The following is a 15,183-nucleotide window of genomic DNA, read 5'->3' as shown; positions in this document are numbered from 1 at the left end:
TTGCACTGAACGCAACAACGTATGCCGTCGCCGACAAGCGGCGGCATACGTGATGGAAGCCGACTGCGACTACGTAGTCGGCTTCTGTTGTTCATATGGTGTTGCCCCGTCCGTTGCCTTCCCGCCGTATCGCGTTGTCGTAGCGGTCCTAGCGTGAATCATGTCTATGTGTACGTTCGCGTGGGTTATTCGATTCATGGCGGGACTACAGACAGGGGAAGAACAATGAGAATCATGAAACGTTTGCAGGGAGGACTGCTGGCGACCGCGATGCTGTTCGCCGCGGTGGTCGTCCCCGCGCAGGCCGCGTCGGCCGCCGAGGCCCAGCCGGCCGCCGACGGCGACACCGCCACCATCAATCTGCTGAACGTCAACGATTTCCACGGCCGCATCGACACAGGCCTGACCGTGCCGTTCGCATCGACCGTGCAGCAGCTCAAGGCCGAATACCCGAACTCGTCGCTGTTCCTTGGCGCCGGCGACCTCATCGGCGCCTCGCTGTTCAACTCGTCGGTCCAGAAGGACCAGCCGACCATCGACGTGCTCAACGCCCTGGACCTCAAGGCCTCGTCGGTCGGCAACCACGAGTTCGACCAGGGCTTTGACGACCTCACCAACCGCGTGATCGGCGCCGACGGCGCACGCAACGCCAAGTGGGACTACCTCGGCGCCAACGTATACAAGAAGGGCACCACGACCCCGGCGCTCAAGGAATACAGCATCCAGGACGTCGACGGCGTGAAGGTCGGTGTGATCGGCGCCGTGACGCAGGAGACCCCGACGCTCGTCTCCCCCGGCGGCGTGAAGGACCTTGACTTCGGCGACCCGGTCGAGGCCGTGAACCGCGTGGCCAAGCAGCTCACCGACGGCGACGAATCCAACGGCGAGGCCGACGTGCTCGTGGCCGAATACCACGAGGGCGCGCCCGAGTCCGAGAACGTCGAGACCGGCAAGCCCACGATCGACGAGCAGGAGGCCGCAAGCCCCGTGTTCAAGCACATCGTCGACGACACCGACCCGGCCGTCAACGCCATCTTCAACGGCCACACGCACATGGCCTACTCCTACACCGACGCCAAGCACAACAACCGTCCGGTCATCCAGACCGGCAACTACGCCGCGAACGTCGGCCAGGTCGTGCTCGACTACAACAAGAAGAGCGGCGCCGTGAGCTATGAGAAGTTCGGCAACGTGGCCGCCCCGAGCGTGCCGAGCGGCACGAGCAAGGCCGACTTCGACCAGCAGCTCGCGGACGCCGACAAGACCGGCGTGACCGCCGAGGTCAAGAGCATCGTGGATGCCGCCGTGAAGACCGGCACCGAGGAAGGCAACAAGAAGGTCGGCTCCGTGGCTTCCGACATCACCACCGCCTTCGCCGACGGCAAGCGCGACGACCGCGGTTCCGAGTCCACGCTTGGCAACCTCGTGGCCGACTCCCTGCTCGACTCGCTCTCCTCCGCCGACCGCGGCGGCGCCCAGATCGGCGTCGTCAACCCCGGCGGCCTGCGCGCCGAACTGTGCAAGACCGGCGACAACGCCTCCTGCACGCTCGCCACCGACGGCTCCGTGACCTACGCCCAGGCCAACGCCGTGCTGCCGTTCCTCAACAACCTGTGGACCACCACGCTCACCGGCGCCCAGTTCAAGGAGGCCCTCGAGCAGCAGTGGCAGACCACGACCGACGGCACCACGCCCTCGCGTCCGTACCTGCAGCTCGGCCTGTCGCACAACGTCTCCTACACCTACGACCCGAACGCCAAGCAGGGCGAGCACATCACGTCCGTGACCATCAACGGCAAGCCGCTCGACCCGACGGCCGAATACCGCATCGGCTCGTTCAGCTTCCTGCTGCAGGGCGGCGACAACTTCCGCGCCTTCGCCCAGGGCACGAACACCAAGGACACGGGCCTCGTCGACCGTGACGCCTGGATCGACTACATCTCCAAGAACTCGCCGCTCAAGCCCCGCTACGACCGCCGCGCCGTGGCCGTCACCGGACTGCCGACCGACGGCAAGGTGAAGGCCGGTGAATCCTTCACGCTGAACTTCTCCAAGCTCACGCTCACCTCGCTGGGCGTGCCCGCCGAGACCAAGCTCACCGCGAAGATCGGCGACGCCGAGGTCGGTTCCGCCGACGTCAAGGACGGCGACACCGCAGCCCTGACCGTGACCGTGCCCGCCGACGCCCAGGCCGGCGCCGCCACGCTCACCATCACCGGCGCCACCGACGGCACCACCGTGACCCTGCCGCTCACCGTGGCCGCAGCCGACCAGCCGCAGCCGACCGAGCCGGCCATCGCGCTCGCCGACAAGGACGGCAACGCCCTGAAGTCCCTCACCCTGAAGCCGAACGACGAAAAGGTCGTGCGCGCCTACGTCAAGGGCGAGAACGTCGAAGGCACGCCGGTCTACTGGAAGTCCTCCGACCCCAGCGTCGTGAGCTTCAAGCCGAAGGCCGGCGACCAGTCCGCGCAGAACGGCAAGAGCCGCGCCGCCTCCGTCGGCTACGACGAGCAGACCCTGCTCGCCCACAAGGACGGCATCGTGGTCATCACCGTTACCGCCACCGTCAATGGCAAGGAGCTGAAGGCCGAACTGCCGGTCGCCGTCCGTGACGGCAAGGTGGTCAAGCCCGCGCTCTACTTCACCGACACCAACGGCAAGAAGATCACGTCGCTCAAGCTCAAGAAGGGCGCGTCCCAGAAGCTGTGGGCCGTGGCCGAAGGCAAGAGCGTCGAAGGCAAGCCGGTGTACTGGAAGTCCTCCGACCCGCAGACCGTGAGCTTCGCCCCGAAGTCCGCGCAGAACAAGCCGAAGAGCGCCGCCGCCAACGCCGTGGCGTTCAACGAGCAGACCCTGCTCGCCCACAAGGACGGCAAGGCCACGATCACCATCACCGCCACCATCGACGGCAAGGCTCTCAAGGCCGAACTGCCGGTGACGGTCGGCGAGGCCGCGGCCGCGTCGGCGCAGAAGCCGGCTTCGGCCTCCGCCGCGCAGTCCGGCAACAACGGACTGGCCAGGACCGGCTCCGACCCGACGATGCTGATCGTCGTCGCGCTGATCGTTCTCGGCGTGGCCGGCGGTGCCATCCACATCTCCCGCCTGCGGAGGTACTGACGCCCGATGCCCCGGCGTCCATCGCCGGGGCCGGACAGGAAACCAACAAGCTGGGCCGGTGCCGCCATCCTGTGCGGCACCGGCCCAGCTATGTCATATGGTCTTTACGGCATTCCATGCGGGACGGTGATCGGGCATCATCTCCTATGGTGCGCCGTTCCTATTCCACGGTCATTTCACGTCTGCTCCGTCGTCACTCCACGCGCAGCGTCTGCGACAGCGTATGGGATTCGCCCGGCGCGAGTGTGACCGGCGTGCCATGGTTGTTGGCCGCCTCCACGCAGACGAATCCGGGCCATTCGTCGTTCGCGATGTCGCCGATGCCGGCGGCGCCCTGCTCGCCCGGATTCCACACCACGGTGTTGCTCGAACCGCTCTTCTCCACCACAATCGTGCGGCCGAGCGTCTCGTCATGCACACGCACGACGGCGTTCTCTCCGTCGCTGGCGGCCTGATAGATGCTGTCGGTCATCGTGCCGTCGAACGTGATGGGCTCATCCGGCTGCACACGCGTCGGATGCCCCTCGATCGTCGTGTCGAAATACGTCGCGCCTTCCAGGCCGGTGACACTGATGCGGCGCACATCGCCCACATGCAGGTACGTGTGCAGCGCCTCGTCATAGGAGAACGGATGCTCGCCGTCGTTGGTCACGGTGAACGATGCCTGGAACTCCTTGCCGCAACGGACCTCGTACGTCGCGTGGAACGAGGCCTTTTCGCCGCCACCCATCGTGCGCAGCAGGTCGTCGGGAACGTCGTCCGACGTCAACGTGTATCGTGCGACGGCGTTCGATGACGCCTCCTCGTCGAAATGCCAGAACGAGATGCGGGCGAACCCGTGCTTGGGCTGCTTGTCGGCCACATGGCCGTTCTCGAAGCCGGAATTGAACCACGGGAACACGAGCGGAATGCCGCCGCGGATGGCGACCCCGTTCGACAGCGTGATGGCGCGGGGATGCCAGAGGACCTTCGGCTGTCCGGCGGGCGTCCAGTCGAGCACGTGTGCGCCGTAATCGGTGATGGTTGCGGATGCGTCGTCATTGACGAAATCGCGAGTGATAAAGCAATCGTTCATGAAGCCAGTATAGCCTCGGCGGGGAGGGGAATGGGGGTGCCGGCATCGATGTCGTGCTGGTTGCCGGAACACTCCAAAATGAGTCGGTGCCGACGGCAATGGTCCTTTTCGTATAGTCTGGGCGCTGTCCCACTTCGGGAAGCAGGGGCCGTAATCGGGTGGAAAAGTCTCGGTAACAATGAAGTGTACATTTATTAGCAGGGAAGTTTACAAAAAGATTTCCTTGGTGAAAGATGAAAGAGGTGTTATCGGTAATCCTTTATTTTCTGGTGAAATCAAAGGATTGTTCGACCGGTTGGTTACTGGTTGGATAGGGGCGAAGGCATTTATTTTAGGTAAATGTCGTGTTGTGGATATTTTTATGTTAGGATAATTGACAATTAAAGCCTTGATCCAATCAATGATGATTTGACTGGTGAAGATGCCATCGATATCGAGAAAGGATGATCATGGATATCGAGAAAACACTGAAATCCAAGAGGTTGATGGTCGGCGTCCTATCGATGTCGTTCCTGCTTTCGGCCAGTAATGCCATCAGCGGCACCATTCCCGCCATGGAGGAGGCCTTCTCCAACGTCTCCAAGGCCAACGTCGAGCTGCTGACCACCATCCCGACGGCCGGCGTGATGGTGGGCACCGTGCTCACCGGTGTCTTCTCGAACTATCTCGGCAAGAAGAAGTCCGTGCTGTCCGGCCTGCTTATCGCCTGCATCGCCGGTATCTTCCCCACCTTCTTCCCCGAATATTGGCCCATCCTCATCTCCCGCTTCATGTTCGGCGTCGGCATGGGTATCTTCAACCCGCTGAGCGTCTCCTACATCACCGATCTGTATGAAGGCGACCGTCAGCGTAGTCTGCTCGGCTATCGTCAGGCGGCCAGCAACCTTGGCGATACCATCATGCTCTTCATCGCCGGCCTGCTCATCACCTTCAGCTGGAACACCACATATCTCGTCTTCCTGGTGCTGCTTGTCCCGGTTGTGCTCATCACGCTGTTCGTGCCTAAGGAATTCGATAACTTCAACATCAAGAGCAGCTCCGTCGACGAGGAAGGCCACATCCACGCCGCCGAGACCTCGGCCCGTCCGTCCACCAACTGGAAGGTCATCTTCCTGGCCGTCATCTTCATGCTCATCTCGATGTTCTACAACGTCATCGCTCTGAAGTTCGCCAGCTACGTCGTCACCACGGGCATCGGCACCGCGGCCACCGCCACCTGGATCTTCAGCTTCCTCGTGCTCGCCGCCATCTTCTCCGGCATCCTGTTCGAGAAGATCTCGAAGATCACCAAGCGTCTCACTGTCTTCATCTTCGAAATCGTTATCGGCGTGTGCTACGTCGCCGTCGCCTTCGTGCACAACGTGCCCGTGCTCATGGCCCTTGTTCTGCTCGCCGGCTTCGCATGGGGCATCATCAACCCGGCCCTGACCTCCCGCCTGGTCGACGTCTCCCCGGCAAACTCCATGAACCTCAGCACGTCCATCATCGTCATCACCATCAACATCGGCTTCCTCATCTCGCCGTACTTCTTCGCGATGTTCGCGCACCTGTTCGGCAATGACTCGCCGGCGCTCGCCATCATCATCGGTGGCGTGCTGTATCTGGTCGTTGCGGCCATCGACCTTGTCACCGTCAAGGCCGACAAGCAGCTGACCATCTGATGCACCCTCGGGCCGGTCGGGCGTCATGCCGGCCGGCCTTTCTTATAGATAGATACCCGTGATTTCTCAATGCATTCGTCAATAAACAAAGGAGTTACCAATGACGACAATCCAAAAGCCTCATGACCGTCAGATTCATCTGGACTTCCACACCAGCCCGTACATCGACAATGTGGCCGCCGATTTCGACGCCGAGGCCTTCGCCGACCGGCTCGAGAAGGCGCATATCAACTCGATCACCTGCTTCGCCCGCGACCACCACGGCTATCTGTTCTACCCGTCCAAGCGCCATCCTGAACTGATTCATCCCCATCTCAAGGACCACAACCTGCTTATCGAGCAGATTGACGCCTGCCATAAGCGCGGCATCCGCGTGCCGGTATACACCACCGTGGAATGGGACGAATACAGCGCGCTGAACCATCCCGAATGGCTCGCGCTCGATCCCGACGGCAACCCGATCAGCGGCCAGCCGATGGTTCCCAAGCCGAACTTCTACGATTCGCTCTGCCTGAACAGCAATTACCGCGAATATCTGCTCGATCACATCAACGACATCATCGATACGCTCGGCCCCGATCGCATCGACGGCCTGTTCCTCGACATCTTCTTCCTCGTGCCATGTGATTGCCCGCGTTGCCAGGTACAGATGAAGCGCCACGGATTCGACCACACCGACATTCGTCAGCGTGAGGCCTACTGCGCCGTGCTTCTTGATGAGTTCAAGCGTGAGACCCGCGATCTTCTCGCCCGCCGTGTGCCCGGCGCCACCATCTTCTTCAACGGCTCGCATATCGGACCGTCGAACAAGGCCTCGTTGGATACCTACTCGCATCTCGAAATCGAGAGCCTGCCCGGCGGCACTTGGGGATACGACAACTTCCCGATCGTGATGAAGTATGTGCGCAACCTCGGCAAGCACGTCATCGGCATGACCGGCAAGTTCCACACCTACTGGGGAGACTTCCACTCGCTGAAGAACATCAACGCCCTTGAATACGAATGCTTCCAGATGCTCACCATGGGCGCCGGATGCTCCATCGGCGACCAGCTGCACCCCAGCGGCAAGCTGTCCGATGCCGCCTATGACCTGATCGGCAAGGTGTACGGTCAGGTCGAGGCACTCGAGCCGGTGACGCAGGGCACCGAAGACATGGTCGACATCGCCGTGATGACCCCGGAACGCGAATGGAACATGGAATCCCATCTTTCCGAATCGCTGATCGGTGCCAACCGCATGCTCACCGAACTCGGCTGCCAGTTCGACATCATCGATCCCGACATGGATTTCGGACGCTATCGTCTCATCGTCCTGCCTGACGAAATCGTCGCGACGGAGGAGCTCAAGACCAAGCTGGACGCCTATGTCAAGGCCGGCGGCAAGGTCATCGGCACCTATATGTCGATGGACAACGGTGGTGACGCCGTCAACGAGCTCTACGGCACGTCCATGCTGGGCGAATCCTACTGGGATCGTGACTTCATCATGCCGAATGATGTCATCGGCAAGGCCTTCCCCAAGGAAGAGCTGGTGATGTACGAGCGTGGCGCCCGTGTGCAGCCGGTGGACGCCGAAGTGCTGCTCGATTCCGTGCAACCGTATTTCAACCGTGAGGGCAAGACCTTCTGCTCGCACCAGCACGCCCCGTCCACCGGCGTGACCGGATTCCCGGCAGCCGTACGACATGGCGATGTCGTGTACTTCTCCCACCCGCTGTTCCGCATCTACCGTGACTATGCGCCGCTGTGGGTCAAGGACATCTTCGCCGATGCACTCGATCTGCTGCTGCCGGACCGCTTGGTGGAGAAGGTCGGTGACCGTCAGGTCAGTTCTCTCGAGCTGCAGCTGCGCAAGTCCGAGGAGCGGAATTCCCTGCTGCTGCACTGCCTGTACTATCCGTGCAAGAAGCAGGCCGTGAATCTCTACACCATTGATGAGAAGGTGCCGCTGTACGATCAGCAGGTGCGGGTGAAGGTGGGCGACGCTCAGGTTGCGTCGGTCACCGCCGTTCGCTCCGGCGAAATCATCGATCCGTCCCGGTATGAGGTCGCCGACGGTTACCTCACGCTTTCCATTCCGAAGATCGATGGCTATGAGGTCGTGGAGATCTCGCTCAAGTAAGGGGTGATGACATGCGATACGCCGATGCTCTTCATCATTCTGATTCCGTCCGTCCTGTGTTGGAAATCGCCGTGCAGGATGTGAAGGGTGCACGTATCGCACAGCAGGCGGGGGCCGACCGCATCGAATTGTGCTCGGCCCTCGGCCCTACCGGAGGACTTACGCCGAGTTTCGGTGCAATTCGCCTGTGTGCCGAAGCGGCTCCCCAGCTTGGCGTGCAGGTTCTGATTCGCTCTCGTGGTGGGGATTTCGTTTATGACGACGATGACAAGGCCATGCAATTGGCCGATGTGCGCCCCGCATTGGAGGCGGGTGCTTCAGGCTTGGTCGTCGGGGGGCTTGATGCCAACGGATCCGTCGACATCAGGTTCGCCCGGCTGCTTATTGAAACCGCACATGAGGAAGCGGAGCGTTTGGGGCGCTCCGATATTGATATGACGTTCCATCGTGCGTTCGATGTGGTGAATGACCGGCGGAAAGCTTTGGAAACATTGATTTCGCTCGGGTATACAAGAATCCTGACTTCGGGCGGGGCTCCTAGTGCTCCCGAAGGCGTGAATGCACTCGCCGAATTGACGGATTGGGCGGCGGGCCGCATTGAGATCATGGCCGGAGGCGGTCTTCGGCCTCAGGATTTTTCTGCGGTGTCGGCCACGGGCGTTGATGCCCTGCATCTTTCCGCCAAGCATGTCGTCAAGTCGGCCGGCGGACCCGGAGGGGGCGGCGTCGACGCCATGATCGAACGCACCGACGAGCGCATCGTTCGTGAAGCGGTTCGCGTGTTGCATGGGATTCCCATGCCGTGACGGCATGGAAGTCATCGAAGATGGGCCATAATAAACATGGTGGCGGAAGCTGTCTCACCCGTCAGGCATTCGCCGATCCGGCGTCATGATGTTCGAGCGGTGCCGTCACGCTATCTCGCACGATGAGATGGGTCGGTAACGTAATGTGCCGCTCGACTGTTTTGTGCGCACGGATATTCATAATCATCTGCACTGCGGCATTCGCGATGGCACCGAACGGCTGCTCGACCGTGGTCAGCGGAGGGCTGAGATATGCGGCCGGATATACGTCGTCGAAGCCGACTACGGAAAGCTGCCGCGGCAGTTCCAATCCCCGCTCGTTCGCCGCCTTGTAGACATTGACTGCGGTGAGGTCGTTGCAGGCGAATATCGCCGTCGGGGGATTGGGCATATCCAACAATGAGCATGCGGCCTGGTAGCCGCTTTCCGAGCGGTAATCACTTTCCCGAGTAATTGAGGAATCGTATTCGATTCCCGCCTGACGCAATGCCGCCAGATAGCCGCTGAAACGGGCGATGGCCGATTGCGTCTGCTTGAGTCCGCTGATGACTCCGATACGGGTATGGCCTTGTTGAACGAGGTATTGCGTGGCCTGGTAGCCACCGGTCCAATTATCGACCGATACACTGTTGACATTATCGTCCGGTACGTCAACGGGATCGATGATCACCCATGGAATGTCGCGGGAGTCCAGTAGCGCCTGATCGTCTTCGGAGAGCTTGGAGAACTGTTGGATGATTACGCCGGAGGGGTTGCGATTGATGATCTGCCGTAGGCAGTCGCCCAGTGATTCATCGGGGTCCTTTTGATTCACCGTGATGCCGAGCTGATGTCGCTTGCCCCAGATCGCGGCATGACGAATGAGTTCGATGGTGCCGTTGTTTTCGATGTACTCGGTGATGATCTCGATGGTTTGGGAGACCTTGGTGCTGACCAGCGGCTTGGAATAGCCGAGTTTGGCGAGCGCTTCCTCCACCTGGGACCTGGTCTGTTCCGATATGCCGGCCCGCCCATTGATGACCTTGGAGACGGTCGAGGGCGACACGTTGGCAAGCTCCGCGATTTCGCTGATCTTCGGCTTTCGGTTGGTGCTCATCGGTCGCTCCTTCTCCATCGTCGTTTTCATACTACCGGTTCGAGTCATGGGAAATGGAAAATATCGACGAAAAGGATTGGAAAAATTTCCAACACGGGTTTACATATTTCTGATTCCAGTGTTACGATACTGTCAATCTTCATTACATAAAGAACCGAAGCGATGAGGCCCGCCACCGTCGACGAGCATCGTTTGCTTCCGCCACCGGCAAAACCATGTGGCATGGTCCTTGTCCCGCATCAATGTCCCAGTCAAGCCTGTAAGGAGCGAATTTCCTCTTCCGCATAATCGACGATGATCATGCGGCCGCATTTCGAAAGACGACGTTGTCTTTCGGCATATCGAAAGAAAAAAGGGGGCCAGAAACAATGGCGTTAGACGTTGCCAAAGCGTTGAAATCCAAGACCCTGGTTGTCGGTGTCCTGTCGATGTCGCTGCTGATGTCGGCAAGCAATGCAATCAGCGGCACCATTCCGGCAATGAAGGAGGCGTTCTCCGACTATTCCACGGCGAACGTCGAGCTGCTGACCACAGTGCCGACGATCGGCACCATGGTGGGTACGGCCTTGACGGGTATATTCGCCAATGCCATCGGACGTAAGAAAATCGCAATGGCTGGGTTCTTCATATCGGCCGTCACCGGTGTGATTCCGGCGTTCTTCCCGTACTATTGGCCGATTCTCATATCGCGTATGTTCTTCGGCTTCGGTTCGGCGCTGTTCGTCACGCTCAGCGTCTCCTACATCACCGACCTCTACGACGGCGATATGCAACGCAAACTGCTTGGCTGGCGTCAGGCCGTCGGCAATCTTGGCGATGCCGTTCTGCTGTTCATCGCCAGTCTGCTCATCACCATCAGCTGGCAGTCCACGTATCTTATCTTCTTCCTGCTGTTCATACCGATGGTGCTCGTCGGCATGTTCATTCCGAAAGAGTTCGATAACTTCAGTATTCGCAGCGCCGTCGTCGATGATGAAGGCCATGTCGTGGACAAGAGCGCATCCCAGAAGCAGACGACGAATTGGCAGGTGCTGTGGTTGGCGTTCATCTTCCTGGTGGTTTCCATGATCTACAACGTCATGTCCATCAAACTCGCCAGCTATGTGGTCGACGAGGGCATCGGATCGGCCTCGCTCGCCACGTTGATCTTCAGCTTCCTCATCGTCGCCACCATCCTTTCCGGCGTGGTCTTCGACAAGGTCGCCAAGGTCACCAAGCGCCTGACGGTGACCATCTCCGAAGTGGTCATCGGCATCTGCTTCATCGCCACCGCGATGACGAAGAACGTGCCGTTGATGTTCGCGCTGGTGCTCATCGCCGGTTTCGCATGGGGCATCATCAATCCCGCGCTGACGGCACGATTCGTGGACTATTCGCCGGCCCATTCGATGAATCTGACCACGTCCATCGTGATCATCGGCATCAACATCGGCTACCTGATCTCCCCGTACTTCTTCGCCATGACGGCGAGTATCTTCGGCAATTCCTCGGCCGGATTCGCCATCATCGTCGGTGGTGCGCTGTACTTCGTGATGGTGGTCATCGAACTGATTACCCTCAAGCTGGACAAGAAGCTCACGGTGTGATCACGGCCGATTCGGCCGCAACAATCAGAAAACAATCGGACAACAAGCAAAACAAAGGAGTTTCGACATGGTGTTGTTCATGGTAAATCCGCAGCGTCCCAAGATGTACGAGAAGTTTGTGCATGATACGCCCGAGTGGTTCAAGGGCGCCGGCCTCGGCATCTTCGCCCATTGGGGCTCGTATTCGGTGCCGGCATGGGCGCAGCCCATCGGCGCGCTCGGTACCTTCGACGATCCGCTGTACTGGAACACCCATAACCCGTATGCGGAGTGGTACTGGAACACGATGAGCATCGAGGGCTCCCCGGCCGCCGAACATCAGAAGGAAGTCTATGGCGACATGCCATATGAGGACTTCATCGACATGTGGAAGGCCGAGGCGTTCGACCCCGACGACATGGCCGATCTGTTCGCTCGTGCCGGCGCCCGCTACTTCGTGCCGACTACGAAGCATCACGAGGGCATCACCCTGTGGAAGGCCCCCGACAACGACGGATGGAACACCGTCGACCGCGGCCCGCATCGTGACCTGGTCAAGGAATTCGCGGATGCCATGCGTGACAAGGGACTGAAGTTCGGCGTCTACTATTCTTCCGGACTGGACTGGCACAAAGAGCCCAACATGCCGATTCTCGGTGACGCCGCGGAATACGTGCCGCAGAGCGAGAGCTACGCCCGCTATATGTACTCGCATGTGATGGACCTCATCGACAAGTACCAGCCGTCCATCCTGTGGGGAGATATCGACGTGCCGAAGATCTCGGAAGAGGACAACGATTTCAGCGTGGCGCGATTGTTCGAGCACTACTACGATGTGGTGCCGGATGGCGTGGTCAACGACCGTTGGGGCCTGACCCATTGGGACTTCCGTACCGTCGAATACGAGCAGGGCAAGGAGCTCATGGGCAAGGGCATGTGGGAGATGACCCGCGGCATCGGATACTCCTTCGGCTACAACCAGATGGAGGATGCCGACTCCTACATGACCGGTCCGGAGGCGGTGAAGCTACTCGCCGACGTCGTGTCGATGGGCGGCAACCTGCTGCTCGACATCGGCCCCGATGCGGCCGGTCGCATCCCCGAACTGCAGCGGAAGTGCCTCGAGGGCATGGCGGACTGGATGGCCGTGAACGCGCCGAGCATTCATGATGTCGAACCGGTGCCGGAAGCCTCGCCTTCCGGAGAGGGGGACGGCGAGCCGTGGGTTCGTTGGACCGGAGACGGCAAGAGCATCTATGCCGTCGTCGATGCTGCGGGCAGGGTTCCGCTGCGCATCGATGCGGGTGCGGTCGATGTGGATTCCGCAACCATTCTTGGCGGTGGCAACGTTGTCGTGGAGGCGGACGGCGATATGCTGACCGCGGAGATTCCCGCGACGGATGTCGCCGGCCCTCAGGTCGTGCGTTTTGCTCGACACTAATCGGCCCTTATCCATAAAGGCGGTCGCAGTCCGGTCGGCGCATTTCCGGCCGGCGCGGCCGCCTCGCTCATGAATGGAAAAATTCTAAAACAATATTGAAAATTTCCTTACCGTACATTATCCTTTACTGTAAGAACCTATTGCAAGGCGAAGGAGCCTATCATGAGTCGTTTTACCGCAGTGAAAACGTTCGATTTTCGTTTTCCGACGTCGAACACGTTGTCGGGTTCGGATGCGATGAACCCAGATCCGGATTATTCGTCGGCGTATGTGGAGTTGCATACGGATGCGGACGATGGCGTCAGGGGCGTGGGCTTCGTGTTCACGATCGGGCGCGGCAACGACGTGGTGTGCAAGGCGATCGAGTCGATGGGCGAGCGTCTGGTCGGCATGGAGGTCGAGCCGCTGCTGGACGACATGAAGAGGGCGTGGGACCTGTTCGTCCATGACTCCCAGCTGCGTTGGCTGGGTCCGGAGAAGGGCGTGGAGCACATGGCCATCGGCGCGGTGCTCTCCGCCCTGTGGGACATCAAGGCGAAGCGCGCCGGCAAGCCGCTGTGGAGGCTGCTGGCGGAGATGGAGCCCGAGGAGCTGGTCTCCACGCTGGACTTCCGGTACATGACCGACGCGCTGACCCCCGAGGAGGCCGTCGAGATCCTCAGGGCCGGGCAGAGGGGCAAGGCCGAGCGCATCGAGCATCTGCTCGAGACCGGCTACCCGGGCTATTCGACCGCGGCAGGCTGGCTGGGTTACTCCGACGAGAAGATGGTCGCCTTGGCCAGGGAGGAGAGCCGGGTCAAGGGCTTCAGGCAGATCAAGCTCAAGGTCGGCCAGAACGTGGACGACGACCTGCGCCGCCTGGCCCTGGCGCGCGAGGCGATCGGCCCGGACGTGCGTCTGGCGGTGGACGCGAACCAGGTGTGGGACGTGCCCACGGCGATCGAGTGGATCAACCGGTTCCACGAGTTCGACCTGGCGTGGGTGGAGGAGCCCACCAGCCCGGACGACGTGATCGGGCACGCGACCATCGCCCGGGCGATCAACCCGATCCCGGTGGCCACGGGCGAGCAGATGCAGAGCCGCATCATGTTCAAGCAGTACCTGCAGGCCAACGCGTTCGGCATCATGCAGATCGACGCGACCCGTGTGGCGGGCCCCCAGGAGATCGTGCTGGAGTACCTGCTGGCCAGGAAGTTCAACAAGCCGGTGTGCCCGCACGCGGGCGGCGTGGGCCTGTGCGAGGCGGTGTGCCACTTCGCGATGTTCGACTACGTGGCCGTGTCCGGCACGACCGAGGGCCGCATGATCGAGTACGTGGACAACCAGCACGAGCACTTCGTGCACCCCACCGTGATCCGCAACGGCAGCTACATGGCCCCGACCGCGCCCGGCAACGGCACCGAGATGACCCTCGAAACCGCCGAGAAATACCTCTACAAAGGCTAGACCGCGGCTATGTTTCACGTGTATAGGCAATAACGACAAGAGTAAAGGAGCTCTCATGGATTTGCATCTTCAGGGAAAGGTCATCATCGTCACCGGCGGATTCAAAGGCATCGGCAAGGGCATCGTCATGGAACTCGTCCATGAAGGGGCCATCCCCGTCATCCTGAATCGCGACGACGACAAAACCGAAGAGTTCAAGGCGGAGATCGAACAGTATACGAAGGACTACTCCGTATATCTGCTGGACCTCAACGACACCGACAAGATCGCCCCGATAGTCGAGGACGTCTATGCCAAATACGGGCATATCGATGGCATCGTGAACAATGCCGGCCGGAATGACAACAAGGACCTCGAATCCACATCATGGCGTGAGTTCGAGGAGTCCATCCACGGCAATCTGACCCACTACTATGAACTGGTCCATGCCGCAGTCGGCTATCTCAAAGAGAGTAAGGGCTCGGTGGTGAACATCTCGTCCAAGACCGCATTGACCGGTCAAGGCAAGACCAGCGCCTACGCTGCGGCCAAGGGCGCCATACTGGGCCTGACCCGTGAATGGGCGGCGGCGCTGGCTCCCGACGAGGTGCGTGTGAACGCCATCGTCGTGGCGGAATGCTGGACACCGCTGTATGCTAATTGGATCAAGACATTCGGAGACGAGGACGCTCAGAAGGCCCGTCTCAGCGTCATCACCGACAAGATTCCACTTGGGCATCGCATGACGACTACGGAGGAGATCGGAGCCGCCGCGGCGTTCCTCCTTTCCGACCGTTCGTCGCATACCACCGGCCAGTGGATATTCCCCGACGGCGGCTACGTGCACCTCGACCGCGCCCTGAGCTGAGGAG

Annotated in this window: 10 protein-coding genes; 8 read left to right on the top strand and 2 right to left on the bottom strand. The window is 60.4% G+C overall.

From position 1 onward, the window contains the following. The first annotated feature begins 234 nt into the window (after positions 1-234). Positions 235-3,120: a bifunctional metallophosphatase/5'-nucleotidase gene (locus tag CS006_RS09955; RefSeq protein WP_243387042.1), complete on the top strand. Its 2,886-nt coding sequence runs from the start codon at positions 235-237 to the stop codon at positions 3,118-3,120. A gap of 193 nt (positions 3,121-3,313) precedes the next feature. On the opposite strand, the gene CS006_RS09950 is transcribed toward CS006_RS09955, so the two are convergent. Then, positions 3,314-4,195: a D-hexose-6-phosphate mutarotase gene (locus tag CS006_RS09950; RefSeq protein WP_100511680.1), complete on the bottom strand. Its 882-nt coding sequence runs from the start codon at positions 4,193-4,195 to the stop codon at positions 3,314-3,316. Between the two features lie 449 nt (positions 4,196-4,644). Between CS006_RS09950 and CS006_RS09945 the strand changes: the two genes are divergently transcribed. The 3 genes from CS006_RS09945 to CS006_RS09935 all read left to right on the top strand — a co-directional run bounded on the left by CS006_RS09945 (position 4,645) and on the right by CS006_RS09935 (position 8,784). Then, a complete protein-coding gene (locus CS006_RS09945; RefSeq protein WP_243387040.1) occupies positions 4,645-5,856 on the top strand; it encodes an MFS transporter in 1,212 nt (403 codons plus the stop codon). 100 nt (positions 5,857-5,956) lie between these two features. Beyond that, positions 5,957-7,978: a beta-galactosidase trimerization domain-containing protein gene (locus CS006_RS09940; protein WP_100511678.1), complete on the top strand. Its 2,022-nt coding sequence runs from the start codon at positions 5,957-5,959 to the stop codon at positions 7,976-7,978. An 11-nt stretch (positions 7,979-7,989) separates the two neighbouring features. After that, positions 7,990-8,784, top strand: coding sequence for a copper homeostasis protein CutC (locus CS006_RS09935; RefSeq protein ID WP_100511677.1), 795 nt, complete (start codon positions 7,990-7,992; stop codon positions 8,782-8,784). A gap of 61 nt (positions 8,785-8,845) precedes the next feature. On the opposite strand, the gene CS006_RS09930 is transcribed toward CS006_RS09935, so the two are convergent. After that, the gene (locus tag CS006_RS09930; protein ID WP_100511676.1) at positions 8,846-9,880 is read right to left on the bottom strand and encodes a LacI family DNA-binding transcriptional regulator; all 1,035 of its coding nucleotides are present in this window, start codon (positions 9,878-9,880) and stop codon (positions 8,846-8,848) included. A gap of 368 nt (positions 9,881-10,248) precedes the next feature. Here CS006_RS09930 and CS006_RS09925 point away from each other — a divergent pair, with 368 nt between their 5' ends. The 4 genes from CS006_RS09925 (at position 10,249) to CS006_RS09910 (ending at position 15,179) form a co-directional block, all read left to right on the top strand. Further along, positions 10,249-11,466: an MFS transporter gene (locus CS006_RS09925; protein WP_100511675.1), complete on the top strand. Its 1,218-nt coding sequence runs from the start codon at positions 10,249-10,251 to the stop codon at positions 11,464-11,466. 67 nt (positions 11,467-11,533) lie between these two features. Further along, complete coding sequence (locus CS006_RS09920; protein WP_100511674.1) at positions 11,534-12,886, top strand: alpha-L-fucosidase; 1,353 nt, start codon at positions 11,534-11,536, stop codon at positions 12,884-12,886. Positions 12,887-13,048: 162 nt separating this feature from the next. Next, positions 13,049-14,332 (top strand): enolase C-terminal domain-like protein, encoded by a 1,284-nt coding sequence (locus CS006_RS09915; RefSeq protein WP_100511673.1) that lies wholly within the window; start codon positions 13,049-13,051, stop codon positions 14,330-14,332. 55 nt (positions 14,333-14,387) lie between these two features. Continuing rightward, the gene (locus CS006_RS09910; protein WP_100511672.1) at positions 14,388-15,179 is read left to right on the top strand and encodes an L-fucose dehydrogenase; all 792 of its coding nucleotides are present in this window, start codon (positions 14,388-14,390) and stop codon (positions 15,177-15,179) included. Positions 15,180-15,183: the final 4 nt, after the last annotated feature.

This window comes from Bifidobacterium primatium (assembly GCF_002802875.1).
Taxonomy (GTDB): Bacteria; Actinomycetota; Actinomycetes; order Actinomycetales; family Bifidobacteriaceae; genus Galliscardovia; species Galliscardovia primatium.
This window is presented reverse-complemented; position numbering and strand designations above follow the sequence as displayed.

Coding starts and splice junctions, on each gene's coding strand:
- CS006_RS09955 (WP_243387042.1), top strand. CDS start 235: ATGAAACGTTTGCAGGGAGGACTGCTGGCGACCGCGATGCTGTTCGCC.
- CS006_RS09950 (WP_100511680.1), bottom strand. CDS start 4,195: ATGAACGATTGCTTTATCACTCGCGATTTCGTCAATGACGACGCATCC.
- CS006_RS09945 (WP_243387040.1), top strand. CDS start 4,645: ATGGATATCGAGAAAACACTGAAATCCAAGAGGTTGATGGTCGGCGTC.
- CS006_RS09940 (WP_100511678.1), top strand. CDS start 5,957: ATGACGACAATCCAAAAGCCTCATGACCGTCAGATTCATCTGGACTTC.
- CS006_RS09935 (WP_100511677.1), top strand. CDS start 7,990: ATGCGATACGCCGATGCTCTTCATCATTCTGATTCCGTCCGTCCTGTG.
- CS006_RS09930 (WP_100511676.1), bottom strand. CDS start 9,880: ATGAGCACCAACCGAAAGCCGAAGATCAGCGAAATCGCGGAGCTTGCC.
- CS006_RS09925 (WP_100511675.1), top strand. CDS start 10,249: ATGGCGTTAGACGTTGCCAAAGCGTTGAAATCCAAGACCCTGGTTGTC.
- CS006_RS09920 (WP_100511674.1), top strand. CDS start 11,534: ATGGTGTTGTTCATGGTAAATCCGCAGCGTCCCAAGATGTACGAGAAG.
- CS006_RS09915 (WP_100511673.1), top strand. CDS start 13,049: ATGAGTCGTTTTACCGCAGTGAAAACGTTCGATTTTCGTTTTCCGACG.
- CS006_RS09910 (WP_100511672.1), top strand. CDS start 14,388: ATGGATTTGCATCTTCAGGGAAAGGTCATCATCGTCACCGGCGGATTC.